At 44.3% G+C, this 26,723-nt stretch carries 28 protein-coding genes; 8 read left to right on the top strand and 20 right to left on the bottom strand.

What is annotated here, in order from left to right; genetic code table 11:
• Positions 1-266: 266 nt before the first annotated feature.
• Complete coding sequence (locus RG959_RS18760) at positions 267-1,136, bottom strand: nucleotidyltransferase-like protein (RefSeq protein ID WP_342798426.1); 870 nt, start codon at positions 1,134-1,136, stop codon at positions 267-269.
• A gap of 115 nt (positions 1,137-1,251) precedes the next feature.
• Between RG959_RS18760 and RG959_RS18755 the strand changes: the two genes are divergently transcribed.
• Positions 1,252-1,608, top strand: a complete 357-nt coding sequence (locus RG959_RS18755; protein WP_342798425.1) for a YgzB family protein — start codon at positions 1,252-1,254, stop codon at positions 1,606-1,608.
• Between the two features lie 46 nt (positions 1,609-1,654).
• Here RG959_RS18755 and perR read toward each other — a convergent pair whose 3' ends face one another.
• The 3 genes from perR to bcp all read right to left on the bottom strand — a co-directional run bounded on the left by perR (position 1,655) and on the right by bcp (position 3,654).
• Positions 1,655-2,113 (bottom strand): peroxide-responsive transcriptional repressor PerR, encoded by a 459-nt coding sequence (perR, locus tag RG959_RS18750; protein WP_242233767.1) that lies wholly within the window; start codon positions 2,111-2,113, stop codon positions 1,655-1,657.
• A 115-nt stretch (positions 2,114-2,228) separates the two neighbouring features.
• Positions 2,229-3,173 carry a D-2-hydroxyacid dehydrogenase gene (locus RG959_RS18745; protein WP_342798424.1) on the bottom strand — a complete coding sequence of 315 codons (945 nt, stop codon included), beginning with the start codon at positions 3,171-3,173 and terminating at the stop codon, positions 2,229-2,231.
• A 13-nt stretch (positions 3,174-3,186) separates the two neighbouring features.
• Positions 3,187-3,654: a thioredoxin-dependent thiol peroxidase gene (gene bcp, locus RG959_RS18740; RefSeq protein WP_342798423.1), complete on the bottom strand. Its 468-nt coding sequence runs from the start codon at positions 3,652-3,654 to the stop codon at positions 3,187-3,189.
• A 130-nt stretch (positions 3,655-3,784) separates the two neighbouring features.
• On the opposite strand from bcp, the gene RG959_RS18735 reads away from it, so the two are divergent.
• A complete protein-coding gene (locus RG959_RS18735) occupies positions 3,785-5,074 on the top strand; it encodes a glutamate-1-semialdehyde 2,1-aminomutase (RefSeq protein ID WP_342798422.1) in 1,290 nt (429 codons plus the stop codon).
• A 158-nt stretch (positions 5,075-5,232) separates the two neighbouring features.
• Complete coding sequence (locus tag RG959_RS18730; RefSeq protein WP_342798421.1) at positions 5,233-6,312, top strand: FUSC family protein; 1,080 nt, start codon at positions 5,233-5,235, stop codon at positions 6,310-6,312.
• A 32-nt stretch (positions 6,313-6,344) separates the two neighbouring features.
• Here RG959_RS18730 and RG959_RS18725 read toward each other — a convergent pair whose 3' ends face one another.
• The 5 genes from RG959_RS18725 to mutY form a co-directional block, all read right to left on the bottom strand.
• Positions 6,345-8,090 carry an ABC transporter ATP-binding protein gene (locus tag RG959_RS18725; protein WP_342798420.1) on the bottom strand — a complete coding sequence of 582 codons (1,746 nt, stop codon included), beginning with the start codon at positions 8,088-8,090 and terminating at the stop codon, positions 6,345-6,347.
• A gap of 52 nt (positions 8,091-8,142) precedes the next feature.
• The gene (ntdP, locus tag RG959_RS18720) at positions 8,143-8,673 is read right to left on the bottom strand and encodes a nucleoside tri-diphosphate phosphatase (protein WP_309091644.1); all 531 of its coding nucleotides are present in this window, start codon (positions 8,671-8,673) and stop codon (positions 8,143-8,145) included.
• Between the two features lie 150 nt (positions 8,674-8,823).
• Positions 8,824-9,015, bottom strand: a complete 192-nt coding sequence (locus tag RG959_RS18715; protein WP_242233774.1) for a gamma-type small acid-soluble spore protein — start codon at positions 9,013-9,015, stop codon at positions 8,824-8,826.
• An 88-nt stretch (positions 9,016-9,103) separates the two neighbouring features.
• Positions 9,104-9,847 carry an enoyl-[acyl-carrier-protein] reductase FabL gene (gene fabL, locus RG959_RS18710; RefSeq protein ID WP_342798419.1) on the bottom strand — a complete coding sequence of 248 codons (744 nt, stop codon included), beginning with the start codon at positions 9,845-9,847 and terminating at the stop codon, positions 9,104-9,106.
• Positions 9,844-10,935 (bottom strand): A/G-specific adenine glycosylase, encoded by a 1,092-nt coding sequence (gene mutY / locus RG959_RS18705; protein ID WP_342798418.1) that lies wholly within the window; start codon positions 10,933-10,935, stop codon positions 9,844-9,846. Before mutY ends, fabL begins: the two co-directional genes overlap by 4 nt.
• A 92-nt stretch (positions 10,936-11,027) precedes the next feature.
• Between mutY and RG959_RS18700 the strand changes: the two genes are divergently transcribed.
• Positions 11,028-12,017 (top strand): metal-dependent hydrolase, encoded by a 990-nt coding sequence (locus RG959_RS18700; RefSeq protein WP_342798417.1) that lies wholly within the window; start codon positions 11,028-11,030, stop codon positions 12,015-12,017.
• Here RG959_RS18700 and RG959_RS18695 read toward each other — a convergent pair.
• Genes RG959_RS18695 through recX form a run of 3 tightly spaced genes read right to left on the bottom strand, consistent with a single transcriptional unit; the run spans position 12,011 to position 13,418 of the window.
• The gene (locus RG959_RS18695; RefSeq protein WP_315692980.1) at positions 12,011-12,280 is read right to left on the bottom strand and encodes a YfhJ family protein; all 270 of its coding nucleotides are present in this window, start codon (positions 12,278-12,280) and stop codon (positions 12,011-12,013) included. The genes RG959_RS18700 and RG959_RS18695 overlap by 7 nt on opposite strands.
• Before the next feature lie 5 nt (positions 12,281-12,285).
• Entirely contained in the window at positions 12,286-12,609 is a 324-nt protein-coding gene (locus RG959_RS18690; protein ID WP_342798428.1) for a YfhH family protein, read from the bottom strand.
• Between the two features lie 2 nt (positions 12,610-12,611).
• Positions 12,612-13,418: a recombination regulator RecX gene (gene recX, locus RG959_RS18685; RefSeq protein WP_309091653.1), complete on the bottom strand. Its 807-nt coding sequence runs from the start codon at positions 13,416-13,418 to the stop codon at positions 12,612-12,614.
• An 88-nt stretch (positions 13,419-13,506) separates the two neighbouring features.
• Between recX and RG959_RS18680 the strand changes: the two genes are divergently transcribed.
• The gene (locus tag RG959_RS18680; protein ID WP_342798416.1) at positions 13,507-14,415 is read left to right on the top strand and encodes a TIGR01777 family oxidoreductase; all 909 of its coding nucleotides are present in this window, start codon (positions 13,507-13,509) and stop codon (positions 14,413-14,415) included.
• 102 nt (positions 14,416-14,517) lie between these two features.
• On the opposite strand, the gene rlmD is transcribed toward RG959_RS18680, so the two are convergent.
• From rlmD to cax, 5 genes are all read right to left on the bottom strand, one after another.
• On the bottom strand, positions 14,518-15,894 hold the full coding sequence (rlmD, locus tag RG959_RS18675; protein ID WP_342798415.1) for a 23S rRNA (uracil(1939)-C(5))-methyltransferase RlmD: 1,377 nt from the start codon (positions 15,892-15,894) through the stop codon (positions 14,518-14,520).
• 58 nt (positions 15,895-15,952) lie between these two features.
• Complete coding sequence (gene pdaA / locus RG959_RS18670; protein ID WP_315692985.1) at positions 15,953-16,705, bottom strand: delta-lactam-biosynthetic de-N-acetylase; 753 nt, start codon at positions 16,703-16,705, stop codon at positions 15,953-15,955.
• Positions 16,706-16,803: 98 nt separating this feature from the next.
• Positions 16,804-18,348, bottom strand: a complete 1,545-nt coding sequence (locus RG959_RS18665; RefSeq protein WP_342798414.1) for a fumarate hydratase — start codon at positions 18,346-18,348, stop codon at positions 16,804-16,806.
• Positions 18,349-18,587: 239 nt separating this feature from the next.
• On the bottom strand, positions 18,588-18,767 hold the full coding sequence (locus RG959_RS18660) for an SE1561 family protein (protein WP_242233784.1): 180 nt from the start codon (positions 18,765-18,767) through the stop codon (positions 18,588-18,590).
• Between the two features lie 20 nt (positions 18,768-18,787).
• On the bottom strand, positions 18,788-19,840 hold the full coding sequence (cax, locus tag RG959_RS18655; protein ID WP_342798413.1) for a calcium/proton exchanger: 1,053 nt from the start codon (positions 19,838-19,840) through the stop codon (positions 18,788-18,790).
• 342 nt (positions 19,841-20,182) lie between these two features.
• Between cax and RG959_RS18650 the strand changes: the two genes are divergently transcribed.
• Positions 20,183-22,090 (top strand): heavy metal translocating P-type ATPase, encoded by a 1,908-nt coding sequence (locus RG959_RS18650; protein WP_342798412.1) that lies wholly within the window; start codon positions 20,183-20,185, stop codon positions 22,088-22,090.
• A 40-nt stretch (positions 22,091-22,130) separates the two neighbouring features.
• Here RG959_RS18650 and RG959_RS18645 read toward each other — a convergent pair whose 3' ends face one another.
• Positions 22,131-22,976, bottom strand: a complete 846-nt coding sequence (locus RG959_RS18645; RefSeq protein ID WP_342798411.1) for a YihY/virulence factor BrkB family protein — start codon at positions 22,974-22,976, stop codon at positions 22,131-22,133.
• A gap of 15 nt (positions 22,977-22,991) precedes the next feature.
• On the bottom strand, positions 22,992-23,345 hold the full coding sequence (locus RG959_RS18640; RefSeq protein ID WP_242233788.1) for a hypothetical protein: 354 nt from the start codon (positions 23,343-23,345) through the stop codon (positions 22,992-22,994).
• A 192-nt stretch (positions 23,346-23,537) separates the two neighbouring features.
• Here RG959_RS18640 and RG959_RS18635 point away from each other — a divergent pair, with 192 nt between their 5' ends.
• Both RG959_RS18635 and RG959_RS18630 read left to right on the top strand, forming a co-directional pair.
• Entirely contained in the window at positions 23,538-24,887 is a 1,350-nt protein-coding gene (locus RG959_RS18635) for an alanine/glycine:cation symporter family protein (RefSeq protein WP_342798410.1), read from the top strand.
• 74 nt (positions 24,888-24,961) lie between these two features.
• Entirely contained in the window at positions 24,962-25,183 is a 222-nt protein-coding gene (locus tag RG959_RS18630) for a DUF1128 domain-containing protein (RefSeq protein WP_342798409.1), read from the top strand.
• A 39-nt stretch (positions 25,184-25,222) separates the two neighbouring features.
• Here the strand turns inward: RG959_RS18630 and RG959_RS18625 are convergent, their stop codons facing one another.
• The gene (locus RG959_RS18625) at positions 25,223-26,617 is read right to left on the bottom strand and encodes a methyl-accepting chemotaxis protein (protein WP_342798408.1); all 1,395 of its coding nucleotides are present in this window, start codon (positions 26,615-26,617) and stop codon (positions 25,223-25,225) included.
• Positions 26,618-26,723: the final 106 nt, after the last annotated feature.

Raw genomic sequence — 26,723 nt, 5'->3', positions numbered from 1 at the left:
CGGGGTGTTTTTAATGGAAGATAAAAATTAAAACGTTGACGTTTTTATTGATTTTGTTCAGTTTTCAATGTTCAATTTGACTTAGCGCCGATGCCGATGCATTAAAACTCCGAACAGCGACCTTTAAATAATACCATGACAAGTTTCTTCCGTCAATCATTATTTTTTATTTTTTTCAGCTGTTTTTTGTTTACCTATCAGCGACGCTAATTAATATAACATTGATTCCACCTGCGAGTCAATTACTTTTTTTGAAAAAAGCTCGATTATTTTTTCGCTTGATAATAACGATGAAATACACCTTGCCCTTTTGTTTGAACAGAAACAACTTGAACAAGCTGCCGGTCGATTAAATATTCTATTAATGTAACGAGATCAACTGCATAATGCATTACTTCTTCATGAGTCAGTAACTCGCTGATTGTCCACCATTCTTTTTCTTTCATTAAGGACAATAAATGCTCCGCTCCCCGCTCAGTCCGAGAGTGAATCAAAAATTCGCTCGCTAAAAACAGCAGCTCTAGTCTTTTTTGAAGATTTTCATCGCTTGTTAAAAGCTCTTCATATAGTTTGTAAATCTCCGGTTCAATATGCCGCACTTGATTCCAGACAGTGAGTTCTGGATAAAAGCCATTTTCAATGACAGAAAGCCGCGCAAGATGGTGCAGAGAATGAAGTACATGATTGTAGGCATCTAAAAAATGACCATCATTGAAAAATGCTTTTCCATCTGTATATCGCTTGATCAATTTAGCAAACTCAATAGTCATTTTAATTTTACGGCCGTAAAATGGAAAATCGCGCATTTCTGTTTTTAATCCCTGCACATATTCATTACGGTCAAATAAAATCCGGCCATGATACAACCATTCAATGACTTTTCGATTTGAGCCTAGAAGAAGCCATTCTTTTAGTTGCGCTTCTGTTATGATATACATCGAGGCTGTTTCTTCATTTCGATCTACATAATGTTTAATAAAAACGGGCTCATCCGCTTCTTTCACGACAATCAGCAGGATAGAATCAAAGTTTTCGGTAAACGCCCGATTTTGTTCGTTTTTTTGCACGGCCAGCACCCCGAGCGTGTTTTGCTGACTTGTCCGCTCTTGATATAAAGGACGCAAAAGATCTTCCACTTCTTTCCCTCCAGACATTTGAATTTCGTTTTGATTAGTTTCGACATAAAATGTCGAATTCCTCCCTCAAGCAAACAGAGATTATATGGTATAGTGTTCTCTAGGGGGATGAGAAATGGCTAAAAAATATTCCAGCAAAATTAATAAGATTCGCACTTTTGCTTTGAGCCTGATCTTTATCGGATTCGTTGTCATGTACGGCGGGATTTTCTTTCGGGAAAATGCGCTTGTTATGACGCTTTTTTTGCTGCTTGGCCTTCTATGTATTGTCGCCAGCACAGTTGTTTATTTTTGGATCGGCATGCTGTCGACCCGAGCAGTCCAAGTCGTCTGCCCAACCTGCCAGAAGCCGACGAAAATACTTGGGCGCGTTGATATGTGCATGCACTGCCGTGAACCTCTGACGCTAGACGCTTCTTTAGAAGGAAAGGAATTTGATGAAAAGTATAATCAAAGGAAACGCTTTGATTAATCAGCATACATAAAAACCTCCATCCCAAAAGGGTGTGGAGGTTTTTTTAATGCAGATCTTTCTGGCTGCATTCTGCACACGTTCCGTACACTTCCATACGGTGGTGACTAATCTTAAAGCCTGTTACATGCGCTGCCAGCTGCTCAACTTCATCTAATCCTGGATAGTGAAAATCAACAATTTTGCCGCATTCTTCGCAAATCACATGATAATGCTCTGTCGTAACAAAATCAAAACGACTAGACGTATCACCATATGTCAGCTCTTTTACAAGACCTACTTCACGAAATACCCGCAAATTGTTATATACAGTAGCCACGCTCATATTTGGGAATTTTCCTTCAAGTGCTTTATAAATATCATCAGCCGTTGGATGTGTCATTGACTCAACGAGAAACTCAAGAATTGCGTGACGCTGAGGCGTAATGCGGACACCCGTTTGCTTCAAGGTATCAAGCGCTGCCTTTAGCTGATCCTGAGATTCATGTACATGTGTATGTGACAAGGACAGACACCTCTTTTCTTTCTAAAAAGGATTATTACTTTATAATCTTTATAAACAGTGTACAGCCAAATGAGTCCCATTGTCAATGGTAAACAAAAACCGGCTTATCGCCGGTTTAATAACCTTTTGTAACATCGATAACGTTTGCATACTCGCCGCCATCCATAAAACAGTGTAGATTATGCTCAAAGATCTCTATCGCTCGGGGAACGTATCTCTCCGTTACGCTGGAAATATGTGGTGTAACTGTAATGCCTGGATGCCGCCAGAATGGATGGCCTTCTGGAAGCGGTTCTTTCACAAACACATCAAGATAAGCATGGGCGATTTCCTCATCATTAATGGCTGAAAGTAAAACCGTCTCTGAAACAAGGTCACCGCGTCCAATATTGATAAACGCAGCTGTGTTTTTCATTGCTTCAAAATGCTCTGTCTCCAAAGCGTTCACTGTATCCGGCGTACTTGGCAGCACCGAGACAATAAAATCTGCTTCACGGACAGCTGATATCAATTCATCAATAGAGAAAACGCGGTCAAATCCCTCCGCTGCATGGCCGCTTTTATTAACCCCTGTTGTTGCCATGCCGAATGCTTTTGCAAGACGAGCGATTTCCTGGCCGATTGCGCCTGTCCCAAGAACAGTCACTTCTTTCCCGTAAAGTTCTCCAAGCGGAAGCAGCTTGTTCCACGTTTCCGTTTGTTCAAGCTTTCGCAGCTCGGCAAACCGTTTTACATGATTCAGCATAAACCCAATTGTAAATTCCGCCATTGGCGTTTTATGTATACCTCGCGCATTTGTGACTAAAATGTCTCGTTCTTTGATCGCCTGCAGCGGCATTTCCTCGATACCGGCTGATGCGGCCATAATCCATTTTAATGACTTACATTCGTCAATATGTTCTTTCGTCAAGTCGCTGCCAAATGTAACGAGAATTTCCGCTTCATGAAGCGGGCGTGCTTCGTCGATGTGTTTATAAAACGAAAAGGTTTCATTTGGAAATTTTGTTTGAAGGTCCGCTTGAATCATTCTAGGCGGACGGAATGTAAAAACGATGTTCAATGCATACCCCTCCTTAGCTCAACTCTTTCACAGCCGCCAGTACTTCTTCTACATGCCCTTTTACACGCACCTTCCGCCATTCTTTTACAACTATGCCTTCTTTATTAATCAAGAAGGTAGAGCGTTCGATACCCATATATTCCTTGCCGAAATTTTTTTTAAGCGTCCAGACACCATATTTCCCTGCTGCTTCTTGTTTTTCATCTGCAAGCAGCGTAAAAGGCAGCTGGTGCTTCTCAATAAATTTTTGATGCCGCGCAGCCGGATCCGGACTCACACCGATCACGACCGTATCGTACTGGGCAAATAAACTGTTTTGATCCCGGAAATCACATGCTTCGGTTGTACACCCGGGTGTCATATCTTTCGGATAAAAATAAAGCACTACATTCTTCCCTGCTAAGCCGGCAAGGTCTACCATCCCGCCATCCTGGTCCGGCAGCTCAAAATCTGGAGCGGGCTTTCCTATTAAATTGGACATATTGTTTCCCCCTTTTTTTCTTTTAGCGTAGCGAATCAAATCGAAATTAGCAACCCGAAAGCGATGCATTGATTCCTTTCTTCAAGAGGTCTACAATAAAACAGGAAACCAAACCAGGAGGCTTGTCATAATGAATTTTTCAAAATCAGAAGCGCTTCATGAAGAAGCACTCAAACATATTGTCGGCGGCGTAAATAGTCCGTCCCGCTCTTACAAAGCGGTAGGCGGTGGGTCGCCTGTTGCCATGAAACGCGGTGCCGGCGCCCGCTTTTGGGATATAGATGGAAATGAATACATTGACTATTTAGCGGCCTATGGACCCATTATTACCGGACATGCCCACCCGCATATTACCGAAGCCATTACGAAAGCGGCACAAAACGGTGTTCTCTTTGGTACCCCAACCGAGCATGAAGTGACGTTTGCTAAGAAGCTGAAGAAGGCAATGCCGGCACTGGATAAGGTACGGTTTGTAAACAGCGGTACGGAAGCAGTTATGACGACGATTCGTGTAGCGCGTGCTTATACGAAACGCGATAAAATCATTAAATTTGCCGGGTGCTATCACGGCCACTCCGACCTTGTTCTTGTTGCAGCCGGAAGCGGACCGTCTACACTGGGCACGCCTGATTCTGCCGGTGTACCAAAAAGTATTGCTCAGGAAGTCATTACCGTCCCATTTAATGAAACCGAACCGTTAAAAGAAGCACTTGAAAAATGGGGCGACAATGTAGCAGCCGTTATGATCGAGCCGATCGTCGGCAATTTCGGCATTGTTGAACCGAAACCAGGCTTTTTAGAAGAAGTTAAACGGCTCACCCACGAAGCCGGCTCATTGCTTATTTTTGACGAAGTTATCTCTGCTTTCCGCTTTATGTATGGCGGCGCGCAGGATTTACTCAGCGTTACACCGGATTTAACAGCGCTTGGGAAAATTATCGGCGGTGGCCTGCCAATCGGCGCTTACGGCGGACGAGCAGATATTATGGAAGAAGTAGCTCCGCTTGGACCGGCTTATCAGGCAGGAACGATGGCTGGAAATCCCGCTTCCATGCTGTCTGGTATTGCGTGTCTGGAAGTGATTGAGCAGGAAGGCGTTTATGAGCAGCTGGACCGGCTTGGTGCGATGCTTGAAGCAGGCCTTCTTCAGGCAGCAGCAAAGTCCAATGTCTCTATCACCATTAACCGTTTAAAAGGTGCTTTGACTGTTTACTTTACTGATCAGAAAGTCGTAAATTACGAGCAGGCAGAAGCAACAGACGGCGGGCAGTTCGCTAAGTTTTTCAAGGAAATGCTGCACCGCGGCATTAATCTTGCTCCGTCTAAATATGAAGCCTGGTTCCTAACGACAGCCCACACAGTAGAAGATATTCAAACGACGATAAAAGCGGCGGAAGAAGCCTTCGCTGTACTGTCTTAAGCATGAGGAAACGCCTTCAATTTGAAGGCGTTTCTTTTTCATTTTTCTTTCACTTGCAATGCCTTCTTTTCCGTTGTATAGTACAGTTTGTTTCACTCGCAAAAATTTGCGGTAAATACGTATTTATACAATTCTTTAGGAAAGGAATTACTGATCCAATGAAGCTTGGTGCCCGCATATTCAAAACGGGAATTGCTATTGTACTGGCTCTTTACCTCGCAGAGTGGCTTAACCTGCCGTCGCCGGTCTTAGCAGGAATTGCTGCGATATTTGCTATCCAGCCGAATATTTACAGATCTTATTTAACCGTCATTGAACAAATTCAAGCGAATATTATCGGGGCTGTTCTGGCTATCCTTTTTGTTCTTGTTTTTGGCAACCATATTATTATTGTCGGTATGGCTGTTATCATCGCTATTATTTTATTGCTTAAATTTAAGCTTGAGAAATCTATTCCAATCGCTCTTGTAACCATCGTCGCCATTATGGAAGTGCAAAATGACCAGTTCGTCCAGTTTTCCATGATTCGCATGTTTAATATTTCAATCGGTGTTTTATCTTCTTTTTTAGTGAACCTGATTTTTCTGCCGCCGCAGTACGAAACAAAGCTGTTTTCATTAATTAATCAATTGAATGAAGACGTCTTGAAGTGGATTCGTATTACGTCACGGAACGCATCTGAGTCATATTTATTAAAAAAAGATATTATCAGACAGCGTGAAAAGTTAATTAAAATCGATAATATGTTCTTACTTTATAAAGAAGACCGGACGACACCGCTGAAGAAAAATCTTCGCGCAAAGCAGCGGAAAATCGTTCTGTACCGGAAATTGATTTTAACAACACGACGGAGTATGGATATTCTGCAGCGGCTCAACCAGTATGAAAATGAACTTCACCATTTAAATCCTCAACTGCTGCGTACGATGCAGGATCATCTTGACTGTCTTGTCAGCTATCATGAGCACCTGCTTCTCCGGTTTGTCGGCAAAGCAAAAACTACGGAAACATCAGAGGAACTGTTTGAACCATGTATGAACCGCGATGAATTTATGCACATGTTCACAGATGAAATTTACAAAAATAATTCGGATGAAATTACCTCTTCCATCCACCTTCTTCACATCGTTTCTTCGATTTTGGAGTATGGCGAAAAGCTTGAGCATCTCGATCATCTGATGACAAGCTTTTATAAGTACCATACAGATGATGAAGCACTGGAGTACGAAGAAGAATAAAAAAAGCAATGCCCGAATAGGGCATTGCTTTTTTATTGGTTTAATTGCTGAACTTGGAACAGCTTCCAGTAACCGCCTTGTTTTTTCATCAGCTCATCGTGCGAGCCGTCTTCGACCACTTCACCGTGTTCAATTAAAATAATGCGGTCTGCATGAGTAATCGTCGACAATCTATGCGCTACAATAAAGGTGGTCCTTGTTTTTGCCAGCGCTTCAATCGCTTCCTGAATTAAATGCTCGCTTTCCAAATCAAGAGCGGATGTTGCTTCATCTAAAATCAGCAGCGGCGGATTTTTTAAAAACACACGCGCGATTGCAACACGCTGCTTTTGGCCTCCAGACAGTTTTACACCACGTTCACCGACTTTTGTTTCGTAGCCGTTTGGCAGTGCCATAATAAAATCATGCGCATTGGCTGCTTTAGCCGCTTCTACGACCTCTTCCTCCGTCGCATCGGGGCGTCCAAGCAAAATATTTTCCCGGACTGAGTCGCTGAACAAAATATTATCCTGCAGCACCATGCCGATTTTATCGCGAAGAGAGCGCACTTTAAAATCTCGAATATCTGTACCGTCGAGTAATATACGGCCGCCTGTTACATCATAAAAACGGGGAATCAGACTGACAAGAGATGACTTGCCGCCGCCGCTCATGCCAACAAGGGCAACCGTTTCTCCTGCTTTTACATGGAGATCTATATCCCTTAAAACGAGCTCTTCTTTCTCATCGTATCGAAAATCCACGTGTTCAAATAAAATATCGCCTTTCACACTTCGGCATTCTAACGCGCCTTTTTTATCCGTAATATCATACTTTTCATCGAGAAGCTCGAATACACGGTCCATTGACGCAATGGATTGTGTGAGCGTAGTGGATGAATTCACAAGACGGCGCAGCGGGTTGTATAAACGATCAATATAAGCAATAAAAGCCGCCATTGTTCCGACGGTTAAGTTTCCATCAATCACCTGCAGGCCGGCATATCCAATGACTAAAAGCGGCGCGATATCAGTCAAGGTATTCACAACGGCAAACGCTTTGGCATTCCAGGCTGTTTGATCAAGCGCTTTTTGCAAAAAGTTTTGATTGTGCTTTTGAAAACGCTCCTGTTCCACCGGCTCTATAGCAAAGCTTTTAATAACCGGCATTCCCTGCACACGCTCATGCAAATGACTTTGCACCTCGGCGAGCGCCTGTGAGCGGGCACGTGTAAGACGGCGCAGATTACCAAAGAAATACTTTACGCTCAGTCCGTAAAACGGGAACACAACAAGCGCCACCAGCGTTAATTTTATATCCATTGTCATCATAATAATGGCAGCGATCACGATGGTCGCTGCATCTAGCCAGACGTTCATCAAGCCGGTAATTACGAAGTTTTTTGTCTGCTCCACATCATTGATCACACGTGAAATCACTTCGCCTGCACGTGTGTTGGCATAGTATTTAAAGCTGAGCTTTTGAATATGGGCAAACAGCTGGTCACGGATATCGTATAATATTTTGCTCCCTGTCCACTGGGCAAAGTACTGTCGGTAATATTCCACCGGATAACGAACAATGATAAACAAAACGAGCATAAGTCCAATCACCAGGTAAAGCTGTTCCTTTTTATCGGCAGCACTCATCGAGCCGCCAATAATATCATCAATTACGTATTTAATGAGGATAGGCAGCAATAGCGGTATCCCAAATTTTAAAATACCGATGATTAGTGTGCCGGCAATCTGCCATTTGTACGGTTTGACAAACTGCATATACCGTTTAATTACATCCATACTTAACCTCCCATCCACCACGAAAAAACCTGTTGAATACTTCAACAGGCATTTAACGGCACAGCTGAGAATATTTCCCGTACCAGCGTTCAATAAATCCGGGAGAAAAAGGGCCTTTTTTCTGCTCAATCAAATAAAGCAGGTGGTCCATATTCCGCCGCAGGATTTTATCGATCACTTCCGGATAATTCATTTCACGGCTATGCTGTCGGTACTCATCTTCATCCAGCAGAATGTACGTCATATCGGGAAAAACCTTTACGTCAAGATCATAGTCAATATACTTGAGCGCTCCCTGGTCAAATACGAATGGTGAACTGATGTTGCAATAGAAGTGAATACCATCTGCACGCAGCATCCCAATCACATTAAACCATTTTCTTGTGTGAAAGTAACAAATCGCCGGCTCGCGGGTAACCCACGTACGTCCGTCTGATTCTGTTACAATCGTCCGATCATTTCCGCCGATTACAATATTTTCAGTTGCTTTTACGACAACTGTTTCTTCCCACACCCGATGAATGTGGCCATTGTGTTTGTAGCTGTGAATCTGAACCGATTCACCTTCTGCAGGAATCTCCATCGTTGTCCCCTACTTTCCAGCGTCACCTGCTTTTTTATTTCCTTTTTGTTCAAACGATAAAACGTTTCTTTTATATTATACCGATTAACAAGCCAAATGAAAACAAATGAAGCCCCGGCATCATTGCCGGGGCTCCATTTGTTTGGCTTTTTAGCCGTTTGTTGTGGAGTTTTTCTTACGTGCTGCAGATTTCGCGTTTTGTTGTTGTACTTCCTGCACATTTGTTTCAGAAGCAAACTCTTCTCCATACTGCTGACCTTGACCTTGAGCAGATGCAGCGTTTTGCTTTTTCACTACGTTTACGTCTGTGCCGGCTACTGTTTTATTACGCTTGTTTGGCATGTTCTTCACCCCTGCAGTTTTTTTGTGGCTTTGACCTTCTCCACGTTGATTATATTGACCAAAAAGGGGGAGAGTTATGCACAAAAAATTAAACAAGAAGTGAGCGGCCGCCATCCACGATAATCGTTTGCCCACGGATCATAAAAGCGCCTGGCGATGCTAAAAACAAGACGGTTTGCACAATATCATCCATTTCAACAATACGTCCGGCTGGTGTGTTTTCCCTGGCATCTGTCAAAATTTCATCGCGGTTTGAAAAGTGCTTTAAAGCGTCCGTGTCAATCGCTCCGCCCGATACCGCATTTACCACAATATTCTTTGGCGCCAGTTCCACAGACAGATAACGGGTCAGCGCCTCCATCGCTGCTTTTGACACCCCGACTGCTGTGTAGTTTTTCAAGTAGCGGATCGATCCGAGCGAGCTGATGCTGACAATGAAGCCGCCGCCGTTTTTTTCCATTAATGTTGCCGCTTCCTGCGCACAAAATAAAAGAGCCTTGCTGTTAATGTCCATCGTCCAGTCCCAATGCTTTTCTTCAAGCTCCATAATCGGGCGCTGTACACCGGAGGCAGCGTTGTTAATAAAAAGGTCTAATCGACCGAATTCCTGCGCAATCGTTTCAAACATGGCTTTGATTTTTGCTGTATCTCCTACGTTTGCTTTAATAACCAAAGCCCGGCGCCCAAGCGATTCAATTTCTTTTGCGGTTTCTTCCGCCGCCGTTTTGCTGCGAGCATAGTTTACCACAATGTCATACCCCTGCTTTGCAAGTGCAATGGCAATGGCTTTGCCGACGCCGCGGCTTGACCCTGTTACAAGAGCTGTTTTCATTGGTCCATTCCTTTCACGTGCTTCCAAATTTTTTGATGAGAAACAGGAAACGCGTAAGCTTTTATTTCATGGGCCGGCACAAATGCCGTTCGGTCTTTTTGTACTTTTACATCGACTGTTCCTACATACACATCGATTTCCCACGTTAAATGGGTAAAAACATGGGTAATGTCTGTTACTTTTTCCGGATTGATCTGAACGGTCATTCCATATTCCGTTTCCATATAGGAACCCAGTGCCCCGCGCGGATTGATTCCCACAGGCAGCTCCATATTTGGAAACTGCCATAATTTTGCTAGCAAACCGCTTTCCGGCCTTTTTTCAATTAGAACCGTTCCATCCGGCGCCTGCAGAACAAGAGCGCCTATCCGGACTTTCTTATCTGATTTCTTCCTTGTCTTCACTGGCAGCTCACGCTGAACCCCTTCCTCAAATGCCTGGCAATGATTTTGAACGGGGCATAATAAGCAGGATGGTGATGAAGGAGTGCAAATCATGGCGCCAAGCTCCATCAATGCTTGGTTAAAGGAAGAGGGATCTTCTTTATATATTAGGTGGCGAACGGCTTCTTCAAACACTTTGCGTGTCGACGGCTTAGCAATATCGTCCCATATCGTTAAAATACGGGAAAGTACCCGCATGACGTTTCCGTCTACTGCCGGCTCAGGAAGTCCATACGCAATGCTTAGCACTGCACCGCCCGTGTAAGGTCCCACGCCTTTTAGGGACAAAAATTCATCCCTGTCAGACGGCACTGTACCGCCATAGCGCTCGGCTACTTCCTTAACGGCTGACTGCAAGTTACGAACACGTGAGTAATACCCAAGCCCTTCCCATGCTTTCATAACGGCATCTTCGTCTGCCGATGCCAGTGATTCAACGGTTGGGAATTGCTCCATAAACCGGTTAAAGTATGGAATAACAGTATCCACTCTTGTTTGCTGAAGCATAATTTCGGATACCCATATTTTATAGGGATCACGTTCACGCCGCCATGGGAGATCGCGCTTTTCTGCTCCATACCAGCCGACTAAATCCTGTTGAAATTTCTTGGTGTTTATATTCTGTAGTACACTGTTTTCCGGCAAATTAACTGTCCCTCCGCTTTCTCCATGTTACAATAGACTAGAATTCGGGAATACCACTTACATGAGACTTTTTTAAAAGGAGGCTGTCCTTATTGGATACTGGCACCCACATTGTCATGGGCTTTGCGCTCGGCGGTCTTGCCACGCTTGATCCGGTCGTTACGGCAGATCCCGCTACAAAATATGCCGTTATGACAGCCGCTGTCATCGGTTCGCAGGCCCCTGATATTGATACCGTTTTGAAACTCCGCAACAATGCGGTTTATATCCGAAATCACCGGGGAGCTACTCATTCTATTCCGGCTGTTGTAATGTGGCCCCTTCTTATTACAGGTGCGTTGTTTCTGCTTTTTAGAGACGCTGACGTCCTTCATCTTTGGCTATGGGCGCAAATTGCGGTTTTTCTTCACGTATTCGTTGATATCTTTAACGCATACGGTACACAGGCGCTCCGTCCGTTTTCTTCAAGGTGGGTAGCCCTTGGGGTCATCAACACGTTTGATTCGTTTATTTTCACGATGCATGTGATCGGGCTCCTGCTCTGGTGGCTGGCCGGCTTTGATCCGGCCCCTACATTTATCATTGTGTATGCGGTTCTGTTTATTTATTACATTCTCCGCTTTCAAATGCAGGGAGCCGTACGCGAGTCCGTACGCCGCTTGATCCCGGACGCAGAAGAAATTATTATCGCACCAACCATGCGTTTTAATCAATGGCGGATTGCGGTTAAATCCCCCGAACACTTTTATGTAGCAAGAGGGTACCGGCGTTCTGTCACGATTCTTGATAAATACAAACGTGTTCCTGTGCCGGATACCCCCTTGTTCCAAGCGGCCAAAAAAGATAAAAACCTGGATGCTTTTCTTCACTTTTCACCTGTTTACCGGTGGGAAATGGCTGAATACGATGACTGCTACGAAGTAAAGTTTATTGACCTCCGCTACCGCAGCAAAGAGTACTATCCATTTGTGGCGGTTGTAAAGCTCGATATGGATTACAACATTATCGGCTCTTATACAGGCTGGATTTTCAGCGAAGAAAAGCTGCGAAAAAAACTTACCTTTGTCCCTGGCGATCAATGAGTCAGATCATTAGAGTCATCTAATAAGTGCTTGTATTTCGGATTGCGAGCAGCAAATTCATGCAGGTTCGCCCCATAGCTGTCAATGAGCTGGGTGACCATTTTCTCTGTCCGCTCTTTTCCCTGATACTCATAGCCTGCTTTGGCGTATGTAGCTTCAAAGTCTTCCCATAAAAGCTCTACCCATGTTCTCGCGCGGGCAACAGACAAGCGGCTGTTTTTTTGAAGCAGCCGCTTTGTTAATGCTTGAAATGTTTCTTCCATGCTGATTACACTCCTTTATTTAATAGTGAGATCGGGATACCTTCTTCTTTCCCATTCCCGTTTAATCGATACCCCCAGGCAAAAACACCATTCATATACTCTACTTTAAAGTATTGACCTGGATCAGTCGTTAATTCATATATCTTGCCCGGCTTAAAATCATCCGGATTCATCAAATAAGCCTGCGCCATCGTCACTTTCCGGTCATATACCGCAAACTCATTTACAATACCGAGCTGCTCGGCTTTTCGTGCTTTTTCCCGAAGCCGGGCAATTTCCTGCTTTAGTTCTATTTCACTCATATCACTGTATCGCTTTTCCTGCTCCATGTTCACTCGTCCCCTCTTTGTTCTTCTAACAGGCGGTCAATCACCCGGTCAATATCTGATAAATCAAACCCTTTTCGATAAAGAGCCGCTTTCATTTTCTGCCGGTATTCCCGTTCCTCGAAGGACCGGTAGCGCCGATGCGCTCTCTCCGCCTGATGCATAAGAGCTTCCAATTCCGCTTCCTCATCCGGTTCAGCGGCAGTGGCTGCTTTTTTTACAATATCAGCAGAATAGCCTTTTGTCATAATGTACTGCTCGGCTTTTTTTTGCTGTAAAAATGCAGAATCACGTTTGAATTTTTTAAGCTGTTTTTCAAATAGCGCGGCTGCTTTTTCAACCTGGTCTTCTTCTGTGAACTGCTCGATCAAGAGAGAAGCCGCATGATCATCAATTCCTTTTTCTTTTAGCTCGCGCAAAATCAGCTTTGGCCCTTTTTCTGTTGTTTGGATTTGTGTTTTTATATATGCATCTGCAAACTGTTCATCATTCAAATAACCCATCGTTTCCAGCCGCTCCATAATTTCATCCCATGCGCCTGGTTCGATTTCCTTCTTTTTTAAATAGTCGAGCACTTCTTTTTTTGAACGCATGCGAAGAGATAAAAACTGAATGGCTGTGTTGACACCGCGATAAACACCGTCCCGCACAGTAATCGCTTCAATGTCCGCTTCAGCCAGCACACGCCCTTTTTTCAATTCAAATTCTATTAAAACCGCTTCGTCGGCACTGAACGCATAGCTGCCATCCACCTCTATATTATAGCGGTCTATCCGCTTTTGCTGTACCGATATTTTCGTAATAACGCCCATCTACACCCCTCCTTGGCACATTCGTCTAGTTTGTTTTTCGAATGAAACAGGTAAAATACTATATAGTAAAAAGCGGGAGGTCTTAATGATGAAAGCAGTGATCGCAGGCGGAACCGGATTTGTCGGCAAAGAATTAACAAATGAGCTGATCCGTCATGGATACGATGTTACTATTTTAACGCGAAATCCCGAAAATAAGAAAGAAGAAGACCGCCTTCATTACGTAAAGTGGCTCGCAGATGGAGCAGAACCGGAAGCAATGTTAGAAGGAACAGACGTTTTTATTAACCTGGCTGGCGAATCCATTAACAGTGGACGATGGACAGAAGAAAGAAAACAAAGAATTTTAAACAGCCGTATCACCGCTACCCGTGAAATGGTCCGCATCGTGAAGGCACTCAAGCAAAAGCCAAAAGTGTTTATTAATGCAAGTGCTGTAGGGATTTACCCCTCTTCTGATATGGATACGTTTACCGAATCATCTAACGCAGCTGGCAGTGGTTTTTTAAGCCAGGTCGTCAATATTTGGGAACGCGAAGCGATTGAAGCGGACAAGGCGGGAATTCGGACCGTTCTTGCCCGGTTTGGCGTTGTGCTGGGTACAGAAGAAGGTGCACTTCCAAGAATGGCTCTTCCCTATAAAATCGGCGCAGGCGGCAAACTCGGCTCTGGCCGGCAGTGGGTATCGTGGATTCATGTATGGGACGTCGCCCGCGCTATTCGGTTTGCGGCTGAACATGAAGCGATAGAAGGACCTATGAACGTTACAGCCCCAAACCCAGTCAGAATGAATGACCTTGGGAAAACACTTGCCAAAGTGCTTGGCCGACCGCACTGGCTGTTTGTTCCCGAGCCGGCGTTAAAATTGACACTTGGTGAAATGAGCACCGTTGTCCTTGACGGCCAGCGCGTACTCCCGGACAAACTCACCCAGGCCGGATTTGTTTTTCAATTTCCTCTTCTCCGTGGAGCGCTGAACGACTTATATTCAAGTTAAAGAAAAAGCACGAAACAATATTGTTTCGTGCTTTTTGCTCTTCTTTAAACTGCCCATTACAATTCATTTTCAGGATAACTCGAAAAATGAATCATTTTACCATCATGATTTCGATTTTACTGTAAGCTTTACGACCGTCTCTACTTGCGCTGTCTGCGGAAACATGTCAACTGGCTGAATGCTGTCGATTTTGTATACAGGGGCCAGTGCCACTAAGTCTTTTGCCAGCGTAGATGGGTTGCAGGATACGTAAACAAATACAGATGGTTGAATCTGCTTAATCGTTTCAATCAGTTTCGGGTCCAGTCCGGTACGCGGCGGGTCGGTCACGAGCACATCCGGTACCCAGCCCTTTTCCTTCCAAATCGGCAGCCACTTTTCGGCAGGGCCGACTTCGTATGTTGCTTTCACACCGTACTTTTCCGCATTGGCACGGGCATCTTTGATGGATGCCGCAATCGTATCCATTCCGCGCACTTCCGCTGCATTCTTTCCAATCCAAAGACCAATGGTTCCGGAACCGCAGTAAGCATCAGTCACTTTATCGGATGGCTGCACGTTTGCGGCTTTTTTAACTTCATCATACAGTTTTTTTGTCTGTACCGGATTTAATTGAAAAAATGCGCGGGCAGACAATTCGTATTCAAACTCGCCCAGCTCTTCGGAAATCGTATCACTGCCAGCGATGGTTTTTGAAACATCACCCATTACAAGGTGTGTTTTGCCTGGATTTATATTATGAACAACTGACTTCACACGCGGCTTTAACTTCATCAACTGCTTGGCAAACTCTTCTGCTTTCGGAAACGTTTTATCTCCGGTTACGACCACAGCTTGTACGTCTCCCGTCTCAAACCCGTACCGGACAACGATCGTTTTAACGCCTTGTTTGTTTTTAGCACTGTACACCGGAATGGACAACTTATTCATTAATTTCTTGGCAAGGCGTATTGTTTCATCAACCGCCTTATGCTGAACAATACATTCCTCTATATTCACAAGCTGGTTTGAATTGGTGCTGTATAAGCCCATGATCATTTTACCTTTGTACACACCTGTTTGGAACTGTGCCTTGTTTCGGTAACGCCAAGGATCATCCATTCCAATGGTGTCGTGGATCGTCAGTTTGTCAATATTAAAAGAAGTATAGCGATCAAGCGCCTGGACAACCAGTTCTTTTTTTTCCCTTAGCTGCCCTTCATAGCTAAGGTGCTGAAGCTGGCAGCCGCCGCATTTTTCGTAAATGTCGCATGGCGGCGTTACCCGTTCTGGCGAAGGTTTGCGCAGCTTTTTCACTACCGCTTCTGTAAACTTCGGCATGACCTTTACCGCTTCTGCGGTAATTTCTTCTCCTGGCAGGGCACCCGGTACAAAAACAGCTTTTCGTTTAAAATAGCCAACGCCTTCCCCATTAATTCCTAATCGTTTTATCGTAAGCGGGAACGTTTGTCCCGGTTTCATATCAATCCCGTTTTTCATTTCTTCACCTCATATTTAACTGTATCACAGAACCACGCCAATCAAAAGAAGCCGGGCATTAAGCGCCGGCAAGATGATCGAGAGATTTAAACGTATAGCCTTTCTTTTTTAAATCACGGATGACATCCGGCAGCGCCTCGGCATTATCTTTTGATACGCTGTGCAGCATGATGACGGCACCCGGATGGATCTGCTTCATGATTTCATCATAGGCATATTGTTTTCCTTTCGGCTGATCAGCATACCAATCCACATAAGCCAATGACCACATCACGTGTGTATAGCCGGCTTTTTGAGCAGTTTTCAACACGTTTTCAGAAAAAATTCCGCGCGGTGGGCGGACATATTTTGTTTTTTTCTGTCCGGTTACTTTAGCTACTTCTTTTTCAACCGATTTAAACTCTTCGATGACTGTGCTGCTTGGTACTGTTGTTAAATCATAATGATGCCAGGAATGGTTGCCGATAATATGTCCGTCTTTTACCATCCGTTTCAGCAAATCAGGTGCACTATCCACATAATGACCCGTTACAAAAAAAGCGGCAGGCACTTTTTCTTTTTTTAGCGTATTTAAAATGCTTTTCGTGTAGCCATTTTCATATCCATTGTCGAAGGTTAAATAAACGACTTTTTTCTTTGTATCCCCTTTATAAAAGGAGTCATATTTCGCCAGCATTTCGTCAAGCTGGGCGCCTGCTTCGGCAGGGCGTCCGTCTGACGCTTTTTTAAATCCCCAATGAACGGCTTCTGACGACACGGCAATAACCGGCAGCATAAAAAGAAAAACGACAAACATAATAAATTGTCTCATCTCAGCACCATCCTTTTATGAATAAGATGTGCTGTATAAGAATTCTTCATCCGTGGAAAGATATTTCAAACAAAAAACCGGCACAAGGCCGGCTTTTCTTAAGCAAAAACAGGTTCTTTAAATTTCGCTAATTTTTCGAGTGATGTTTTATCCACTTCTTCATGCAGGCTGTTTCCATGTGAATCCATCGTTACAACAGCGGTAAATCCTTCTACACGCAAATGCCACATCGCTTCTGGAATACCAAACTGCATAAGGTCAACACCTTCTACTCCTTTGATGCAGTCTGCATAATACTGTGCGGCACCGCCAATTGCATTCAAATATACGCCGCCATGCTCACGCAGCGCCTGCAGCGTTTTTGGACCCATACCGCCTTTTCCGATTACAGCCCGAATGCCGAAACGCTTCATAATATCACCCTGGTACGGCTCTTCACGAATAGATGTTGTCGGACCAGCTGCTTTTACGTGCCACTGTCCATCTTCATCTTTAAGCATTACCGGACCGCAATGATAAATCACCTGTCCGTTCAAATCAACCGGCGCACTATCGGCAGTGCTTAAATGTTTGTGGATTGCATCACGGCCTGTATACATCATGCCGTTAATTTGAACCACATCGCCGACTTTCAGCTCACGAATTTGTTCTTCTGTAATCGGAGCTTCCAGCGTTACAACACGGCTTTCTGATTTTACTTCCTGTTCCTCAGGCCGGGCTGACTCAAATGATACCTCGTCTCCATCCTGGTAAAACCATTCGTTAATTCCGCCTGTTTCTGCATTTACCGCTACTCCTAAACGGCGATACGCCCAGCAGTTGTAAGCAACAGAAACGAAGAAGCTCGCCGGCAGCCGGTTCATCACGCCGATTTTACAGCCAAGCAGTGTCGTTTCGCCGCCAAAGCCCATTGTACCGATGCCAAGCTCGTTTGCATGCTCAAGTACATATTCTTCAAGCTTGCGCAGCTCTTCATTTTCATTTACATCATCTACGCCGCGGAAAAGCTGTGCTTTCGCTAAATCATACCCGGATGAACGGTCGCCGCCAATACCGACACCGATAAAGCCGGCTGAACAGCCCTGACCCTGCGCCTGATAAACAGAATGCATAATGCATTTACGAATGCCGTCCAAGTCGCGGCCGGCTTTTCCAAGCCCTTCAAGCTCGCACGGAAGGCTATACTGAATATTTTTATTTTCACAGCCGCCTCCCTTTAAAATAAGGCGGGCATCGATATAATCTTCTTCCCACTGTTCAAATTTAATCACCGGTGTTCCCGGACCAAGATTGTTTCCGCTGTTTGACCCATCGAGCGAATCAACAGAGTTTGGACGAAGCTTTCCGTCCTTTGTCGCCTGCTCAATAGCAGCATATATCGCTTTTTGAATATGTATTTGGTTGACACCAACAGGCGTTTTGATTTTAAACGTTGGCATTCCCGTATCCTGGCAGATCGGTGAAATATTATCGTCTGCCATTTTAATGTTCGTTGTGATCGTATCCAAGCTCATTGCTGCCCGTGTGCCGGCGTTTTCACGCTCTTTTGCCCGTTTCACAGCACGACGCACATCTTTCGGAAGATTCGTTGATGTTTCGACAATTAACGTATACATGCTTTGCTGAAATGTTTCCAAATTCATTGTGCAGTTCCCCCTCAGGATTTTACTTATGTACAAAACAGCTGCCATCTTCCTTATTATACGCCTGTGGCAAAACGTTTAAAAGAAAAATTCGCAAACGGTTTCAGTATTATGTTTTGTTCGCTTTCGAAAAATAGAATTCTATTATAAATGAAGCACAATGAATGATTTGTTGTTTCGGGTGCAGTTCAACGGATGTTCCTCGCAAAAAAAGACGATCCAATCAGGATCGTCTTTTTTTATCCGCGGCTGCGAAACTGTTCACATTTTAACTCAATATCATCGATCATTTCAATTAAACGATCAATATCCTCTACTTCTGTTTCTTCTGGATCAATGGAATCCAGCACTTCCATAAAGATATTGAGGCGTTCTTTTAAGTAAACGACCTGCTTTTCTTTTTCATGAATTGGTTTCAAGTCTTTTCTTCCTTTCTTCCTTACAGCAAGTAAAAGCCAATGCCCATGATGAAGTATGCGGCCAGAAGTGTCAACCCTTCAAACCAGTTCGTTTCACCATCATTGGAAATACTAATCGCCAAAAATACGGCAGTAATCATTGAAACAAGCTCCGGTACGGTGAATACAAGCGGCATTGGTGTTGGGAAAAGAAGCGATACGAGCACAAGTACCGGTGCCACGAACATGGCAACCTGGAGTGTCGAACCAATAGCAATTTCAACCGCAATGTCCATTTTGTTTTTCATTGCCATTAAAATTGCGGATGCATGCTCAGCGGCATTTCCGACAATCGCTACAATGATAACCCCAATAAAAAGTTCAGACCATCCAAATTGTTCACCGACCGCTTCAAATGTATGAACCAAACTTTCAGCCACATAGGCAACTGCTGCCGTTGCGGCAAGCAAAATAATAATTGCTTTTTTCTTGTCCCATTCCGGTACTTCTTCATGGTGAGCTGCCCCTTCTTCAGTGGCATACACACCACGATGAGTCACAAGCTTAAAAAACAGCCCCGCTAAATAAATGGCGATCATGACAATCGAAATGCCTATACTTAAGTTCAATGTTTTTTCTTCATTCATGTTAAGAGAAAAAATTTCCGGAATCACAAATGCTACTACAACCGCAAAGATAAGCAATGCTGAATTGTGACGCGCATCATGGACGCTAAACGTCTGGCGCTTATATTTTAGTCCACCCATGAAAAAGGAAAGACCCGCTACCAGGAGCAGATTTCCGAGTACCGAACCTGTCAAAGAAGCAAGAACGACACCGATCAGTCCTGCTTTTAAAGCAAAGATCGAAATAATAAGTTCAACGGCGTTTCCAAAAGTCGCATTCAGCAGTCCGCCTATACGCGGCCCGACGACGATCGCCAAGCTCTCAGTAGCCCTTCCCATGTAACTTGACAGGGCAATCACGGTTGCACTGCAAATAACGAACATGACCACACTCGGCCAGTGTAAAAGTGAACCTGCAACCGCCAATGGCAGACCTGCTGCAATGATAATTGCAAACACTTTTCCCATAATCCCACACTCCAATGCGTCAAAGTAAACAGCTTAATACTTAGTCATCATACCCGCTCTTTACCCGATTTAACACCATCGCCTGAATTATTTTTCCTTTTTTCCGATTAAACATTTGCTTTCCTTTTCTCTATCTCCAAATTCTCCTTTCCCTGTTCACAGCCTGTAATATACCCCTTGCATCTTTTTTTAATTATGGTATGATACTTAGTACATTATAATTATTATAAAATAAAAATTAATTTATTCTAATTGAAATCCCTTATCAATAAAGGTTGTGGTAATGATAATCATCATCAATAAGGCGATCTTCATTCTCAATTAGAAAAGGAGGATACATAAATGATTACACATATTGAGAATCAACCAGCATCGAAAAAGTGGTTTGATGAAATCACTTCGCATATCGAATTGATTGCCGCTTTGTTCAGTGGCCTGCTTATTGTGGCTGGCTGGCTGCTGGATCGGAATGGCAGTGATACGGCATCGGTTGTTTTGTATTTATCTGCTTTTTTAATTGGCGGCTACGCAAAAGCCAAAGAAGGCATTGAAGCAACAATTGAAGAAAAAGAACTGAATGTAGAAATGCTGATGATTTTAGCTGCAGCCGGATCAGCAGCGATTGGCTACTGGACAGAAGGAGCCATATTAATTTTTATTTTTGCAGTGAGCGGTGCTCTTGAGACGTATACGATGAATAAAAGCCAGCGGGAAATTTCTGCCCTTATGGAGATTCAGCCTGATACAGCACTTGTGGTTCGTAATGGAACCGAAGAGTCTGTTCATGTTTCCGAATTAAAGCGCGGCGATGTGATTGTCGTAAAGCCTGGTGAGCGTGTACCGGCGGATGGCCGGATTTCAAAAGGCTATACAACGATTGATGAGGCCGCTATTACCGGTGAATCGATCCCTGTTTCCAAAGAAGCCGGAGCGGATGTTTTTGCCGGAACTGTCAATATGACCGGATCGGTTTATATTGATGTTACAAAAAGAGCGGATGAAACTCTGTTTCAAAAAATCATCAATCTCGTACAGTCGGCACAAAGTGAGAAATCACCATCACAACAATTTATTGAACGGTTTGAAGGAATCTATGTAAAAGCGGTACTGGCCGTTGTAGCGCTCATGATGTTTCTGCCGCACTACCTTCTCGGCTGGAGCTGGACTGAAACGTTTTACCGCGCTATGGTCCTGCTTGTTGTTGCATCACCGTGTGCACTGGTTGCTTCTATTATGCCGGCTACACTGTCGGCTATCTCTACGGGCGCCCGTAACGGCATTCTGTTTAAAGGCGGCGCCCACCTGGAAAATTTAAGTCATGTAAAAGCCATTGCTTTTGATAAAACCGGTACGTTAACACGCGGTAAACCAGAAGTAACCGATGTGATCATCCGCGATGATGTGGCTCGTATGGAATTGCTTGGGGCAGCTGCTTCCATTGAAAGCCGGTCCAATCATCCGCTTGCTCATGCCATCGTCCGTTATGTAAATGAACAGGGTATTGCCTTCTCTCCCCCGGAGCACGTTGAAGATGCAGCCGGCTGGGGTGTAATAGGAACCGTCGGCACGAAGATGTGGATAATTGGCAAAGCTGATTTTGTAGGAAACGAGCAAGCAGCCGCTTTTGCAGATGGAGCTGCCCTTCAATTTGCCCAGGCAGGCAAAACAACGGTTTATGTGGCCGATGAAAACGGCATTGCCGCGATTATCGCTCTGCAGGATATCATCCGCGAAGAAACAAAGCAGGCACTTAAAACATTGCAGGATGAAGGCATTTTCACCATTATGCTGACAGGTGACAGTGAAACAACGGCCCGCGCTATTGCTTCTGAAGCATCGCTTGATTCTTATATTGCCGACTGCCTGCCGGAGCATAAGGTAGATCAAGTAAAAAAACTGCTCGAAACATATGGAACAGTCGCGATGGTGGGCGACGGTATTAACGATGCACCTGCCCTTGCTTCTGCTTCTGTCGGCATCGCAATGGGCGAAGGCTCGGATGTAGCGCTTGAAACAGCGGATATCGTTTTAATGAAAAATGATCTTCCGAAAATTGCCGATGCCATTAAGCTGTCCCGCAGAATGCAGAAGATTGTAAAACAAAACATCGTCTTTTCCATTTCCGTGATTGTTCTTTTGATTATTTCTAACTTTTTTCAAATGCTGGATTTGCCGTTTGGCGTTATTGGCCATGAAGGAAGCACAATTCTCGTTATCTTAAATGGCCTTCGGTTATTGAAACACACTTAAAAAAAAGCCCCGCTTGAGAGAATCTCAAGCGGGGCTTTTCCTATGCTGCTCCACGTTTTTGATCATTGCGCAGGGCATTGATTTCGCCGCCAACGAGAATAATCATCGCCGACAGGTAAAGCCAGATCATTAAAATGATCACTCCCCCGATACTTCCGTATGTGGCCGAATAATTGCCGAAATTATTTACATAAAATGAAAAACCGATTGAAGTAATAATCCATCCAATTGTAGCGAAAATGGCGCCGGGTATAACGGTTATATATTTTACTTTTAAGTTTGGTGCCAGGTAGTACAGCCCGGCAAACACTAAAAATAAAACAACCGGCGGCAGCAGGAATCGAATCCATGTCCACAGGGCTAGGAATTCATCACCCATGCCTAAAAATTCAAACGCCAATTCGCCGATTTGCTGGCCAAATACTTGGAGAATCAGCATGACCGCAATTACAAAGATAAAAGCGAAGGTCAGCAAAATCGACAGTCCGCGCGCTATATAAAAAGGTCTTGTTTCTTTTACGTCATACGCATAGTTGAGCCCTTTAATAACTGCGTTCATCGCATTGGATGCCGACCAGATGGTCCCCAAAATCCCGACGGACAACAGGCCGCCATTTTGATTGGATGTAACTTCCTGAAGTGTGTCCTGTACAAGACTTAAGGAATCGGAAGGCGCAAAGTCCTTGATTACATTAAATACTTCATTCGGATCAATCGGCAAATACCCGAGCAGCGTGACCATAAAGATCAGCAGCGGAAACAGCGCTAATAGGAAAAAGTAAGCCATTTGCGCCGCAACACCTGGTACATCGGACGACTTTACGCGCCTGAGCAGGTGCTTAATAAAAATGCGAAGCGCTGATTTTTTATCTGTTTGATCTGCCAATAGAACTCTCCTCCGTTATAACGTCGGGTTAGTTGCACTTGGTGACGAAGCAGCTGGTCCCTGCTCTTGGGGCACAAAGGTAGATTTTGTTTCTTCGACAAGATCCTTCACCTCTGGTGTCAGCTCTTTTAAGTCATCCACCTTGCCTTTAATGAAAGAAACGTCTTCATTAATCTTTTGTGCTGTTTCTGTTGCGCGGTCAATCAGCTCACGTGATGATGTTGTCAGCTGTTCCGGATCTTTTGCGAGTGCAATAACATAACTTGTCCAAGAAGCCATTTCCTGGCGTGTTCTGCTGTCTAATAATGCGATTGCGCCTCCAATTGCAGCTCCTGCTGCTACACTGATGAAAAATTTACCTTTACCCATTGAATGATCATCCTTTCTTTTCTTTGTCTCAGCATTTTAAAGTATTCGGCTTGCCAAGCCAGTTTTCCTTTTCGATGTTCAAGCTTTTCCCTTAATAAAAAAGATTAAAACGCATATTCATAAAAAATAAATCCATTAGCCGGCCAGCTGATTTCCAAATGGGTCTCAAAAAAAAAGAAATGGAGGTCTGAAATGGGACAAGACAGCCTTTTAGAGATACTTAGCCGCATCAGCTCATTTATCTGGGGCCTGCCTCTGTTAATTTTAATCACTCTTACCGGTATTTATCTCACTTTGCGTATCGGCTTTTTGCAAATACGGCTGCTTCCTTATTCCCTTAAGCTGGCATTCAGTAAAAGCCAGGATTCTGACTCAGAGGGAGACATCTCTCATTTCGAGGCTTTAATGACAGCGCTGGCCGCTACAATCGGCACCGGAAATATTGTAGGTGTAGCCAGCGCTATATTAATAGGCGGGCCAGGCGCTCTTTTTTGGATGTGGATCAGCGCTTTTTTCGGAATGGCTACAAAGTATGCAGAAGCCGTTCTCGCGGTTAAATACCGGGTGCAGGACGAAAACGGTGAAATGTCCGGCGGTCCAATGTACTATCTTGAACACGGGCTTGGCCAAAGATGGCTCGGTGTTTTATTTGCTGCTTTTGGCGCCATTGCGGCTTTCGGTATCGGCAACCTTGTTCAGGCCAATTCCGTCTCCGGAGTCGTCCGGTCTGTTTTTCATATACCAAATTGGGGAACCGGTCTCGCACTGATGCTTTTCACAGGCCTGGTCCTCCTTGGCGGCATTCAAAGCATTGGACGGGTTACTTCCTTTTTTATTCCTGTTATGGCTGTTTTTTATGTACTTGCCGGCTTGATTGTTTTGTTTATAAATGCAGAACAAATTCCAGCAGCGCTTTCCTTGATTCTGGCGGATGCTTTTACGGGAGACGCAGCTGCGGGCGGTGCTCTTGGCACCGTGATACGCTATGGTGTGGCCCGGGGTGTTTTCTCCAATGAAGCGGGTCTTGGTTCTGCTTCGATTGCGGCGGCTGCAGCCAAAACCGATTTTCCGGCACGCCAGGCGCTTGTTTCCATGACGCAGGTATTTATTGATACGATTGTTATTTGTTCGATTACTGGACTGACGATTGTGTTAGCGGGCCAGTATAACAGCGGCCTGCATGGAAGTGAATTGACTACCGCTTCCTTTAATACTTTTCTTGGCTCTGCCGGTTCTTATGTGGTCGCCGTCGGCTTGCTGTTTTTCGCTTCCGCCACGATTATCGGCTGGTCTTATTACGGCGAGAAATGCTGCACCTATTTATTCAGCAAAAAAATCATTCCTTATTATCGGACTGCTTTTGTGTTCGCTGCCTTTGTTGGAGCGGTAGCAAGCCTTGATCTTGTTTGGACGTTTTCGGATATTATGAATGGCTTAATGGCATTGCCAAATTTAATCGGTGTTCTGACTCTTTCCGGTGTTGTCGTTTCAGAAACGCGAATTATTTTAAAGAAAATACGCGAAGAGAAGGATATAGTTTAAGCTTTTCTTTTCCTTTATTGACAACCTTCCTAAAACGTGGAATGATGGTTAAAAATGAAAAAGGTGACGATGTTTTGGATTTAAGCAAAAAATCAGCAGAAAATATTCAGTATATGGTTGATCAAATCACAACGAAATTACGAATGGTAAACACAGGTGCGATCAGCCCTGAGCATTTTAGCACTTCTTCCTATGACGATTTAAAGGATCTCTATGAATTAGTGGTCCGCAAGCAGTCTTTTAGCCCGAGTGAGATGCAGGCAATTGCCGAAGAACTTGGAAACTTGCGTAAATAATAAAAACACCCGCTTCCTTAGAGCGGGTGTTTTTATTATTTACTGGTCCCTGTTTTCGTCGGTTTGAAATTGCTTCATTGAATCACCAAGCTCATTAGCGTGTTCATCGAGCTGCACAGCAATAGAAGAAATGGCTTCTACCGACTGGTTTGTCTGCTGAACACTGGCTGCTGCTTCTTCAATGCCGGCTGCTGACTCTTGAGAAACAGCGGCAATACTCGAAATGGATTGATTCACTTTTGCAGTGTGATCCATAATCACATACAGCGAATCTGAGATTGAAGCCACATTGGTACTTAACTGACTGATGCGTTCTTTCATTTCAGTAAATTTATCGCCGGTGCCGGTAATCTGGTTCGTTCCTTCCGCGATAAGCTCGTAGCCGCCTTCAAGCGTTACCACCACTTCGGCAGATTCCTGCTGAACACTGGCAATAATCGAGTTGATACCGGTAATCGATTGGGCTACCTGTTCAGCCAGTTTTCTTACTTCATCCGCTACAATTGCAAACCCACGGCCATGCTCCCCTGCCCGTGCAGCTTCGATCGCTGCATTTAAGGCAAGCAGGTTGGTTTGTTCTGCTACCTGACGGATAATGCTGACAAGCTCTGTAATATCTTTCATCCGGGTATCAAGCCCTTTTACTTTTTGAAGGGCGTCTGTCATGTTTTGGTATATAGTGTTCATATGCTCAACTGACTGCTTCATTTCCTGCTCGCCTTCATCCGTTAAAGAAACCATTTCGGCTGCTCCCTGTCTGACATCCTCACCGCTCATTGCCGCGATAGAAATATCCTCTACAAACTTACCAAACATCTCTGTTAAGGCAGTAGCAGAGCGTGCCTGCTCTTCTGCTCCAGCAGACATTTGCTCCATCATTGCCGCAATCTGGCTTGTTTCCTGCTGGACGCGGCCTGATTGTTCATGCAGCACGGTGCTTTCTTCTTCTACTTTGCCAGACACGTTTTTAATCTGCGAAAAAATCGAGCTGATCTGTTCATTCATTTCATTAATGGCCAGTACAAGCTGGCCGACTTCATCGTCTGCATCAGAGTGAAGCGGCTCACGATGAATACGGCCAGCTGCCATGTCATTCATTCGCTGGGCCGCCTCTTTGAGGGGACGAATAATCGAACGTACACTTCCCCAAGCGAGAACGATGCCAATAAGCAGGGCAGCAGCGCCTAAAATCAAACTGATAGCCATAGAACGCTGTCCAAAATCGATAACGCTTTCACTTTCTTCTGCTATTTGCTTGATACTTTGTGATGAAACATCTCCGCCTTCAAGCAGCGGCGGCAGCGTCTCGGAAAGAAGATTTTCTGTATTCTGATTTAAGCTTGAGATGGCTATAAAGTTTACAGCTGAGATGATTAATGCTAAGGCTATTAATAAACCAAAACTGAAAAAAAGCTTTCCACGTAAGCTTTTCATTTTTCTCACTCCCTCAAAAATAAGCAAAATATAATAGTTCTTAAAACCTATTATACATTTTACTTTTAAAAAAAACGACCATTTTTTCCGAAAAAAAAAAGCCGCT

It is taken from the genome of Domibacillus sp. 8LH (assembly GCF_038806185.1).
GTDB classification, from domain to species: Bacteria; Bacillota; Bacilli; order Bacillales; family Domibacillaceae; genus Domibacillus; species Domibacillus indicus_A.
Note: the sequence above shows the minus strand (reverse complement) of the source record. Positions and strands in the feature narration are given on the sequence as shown.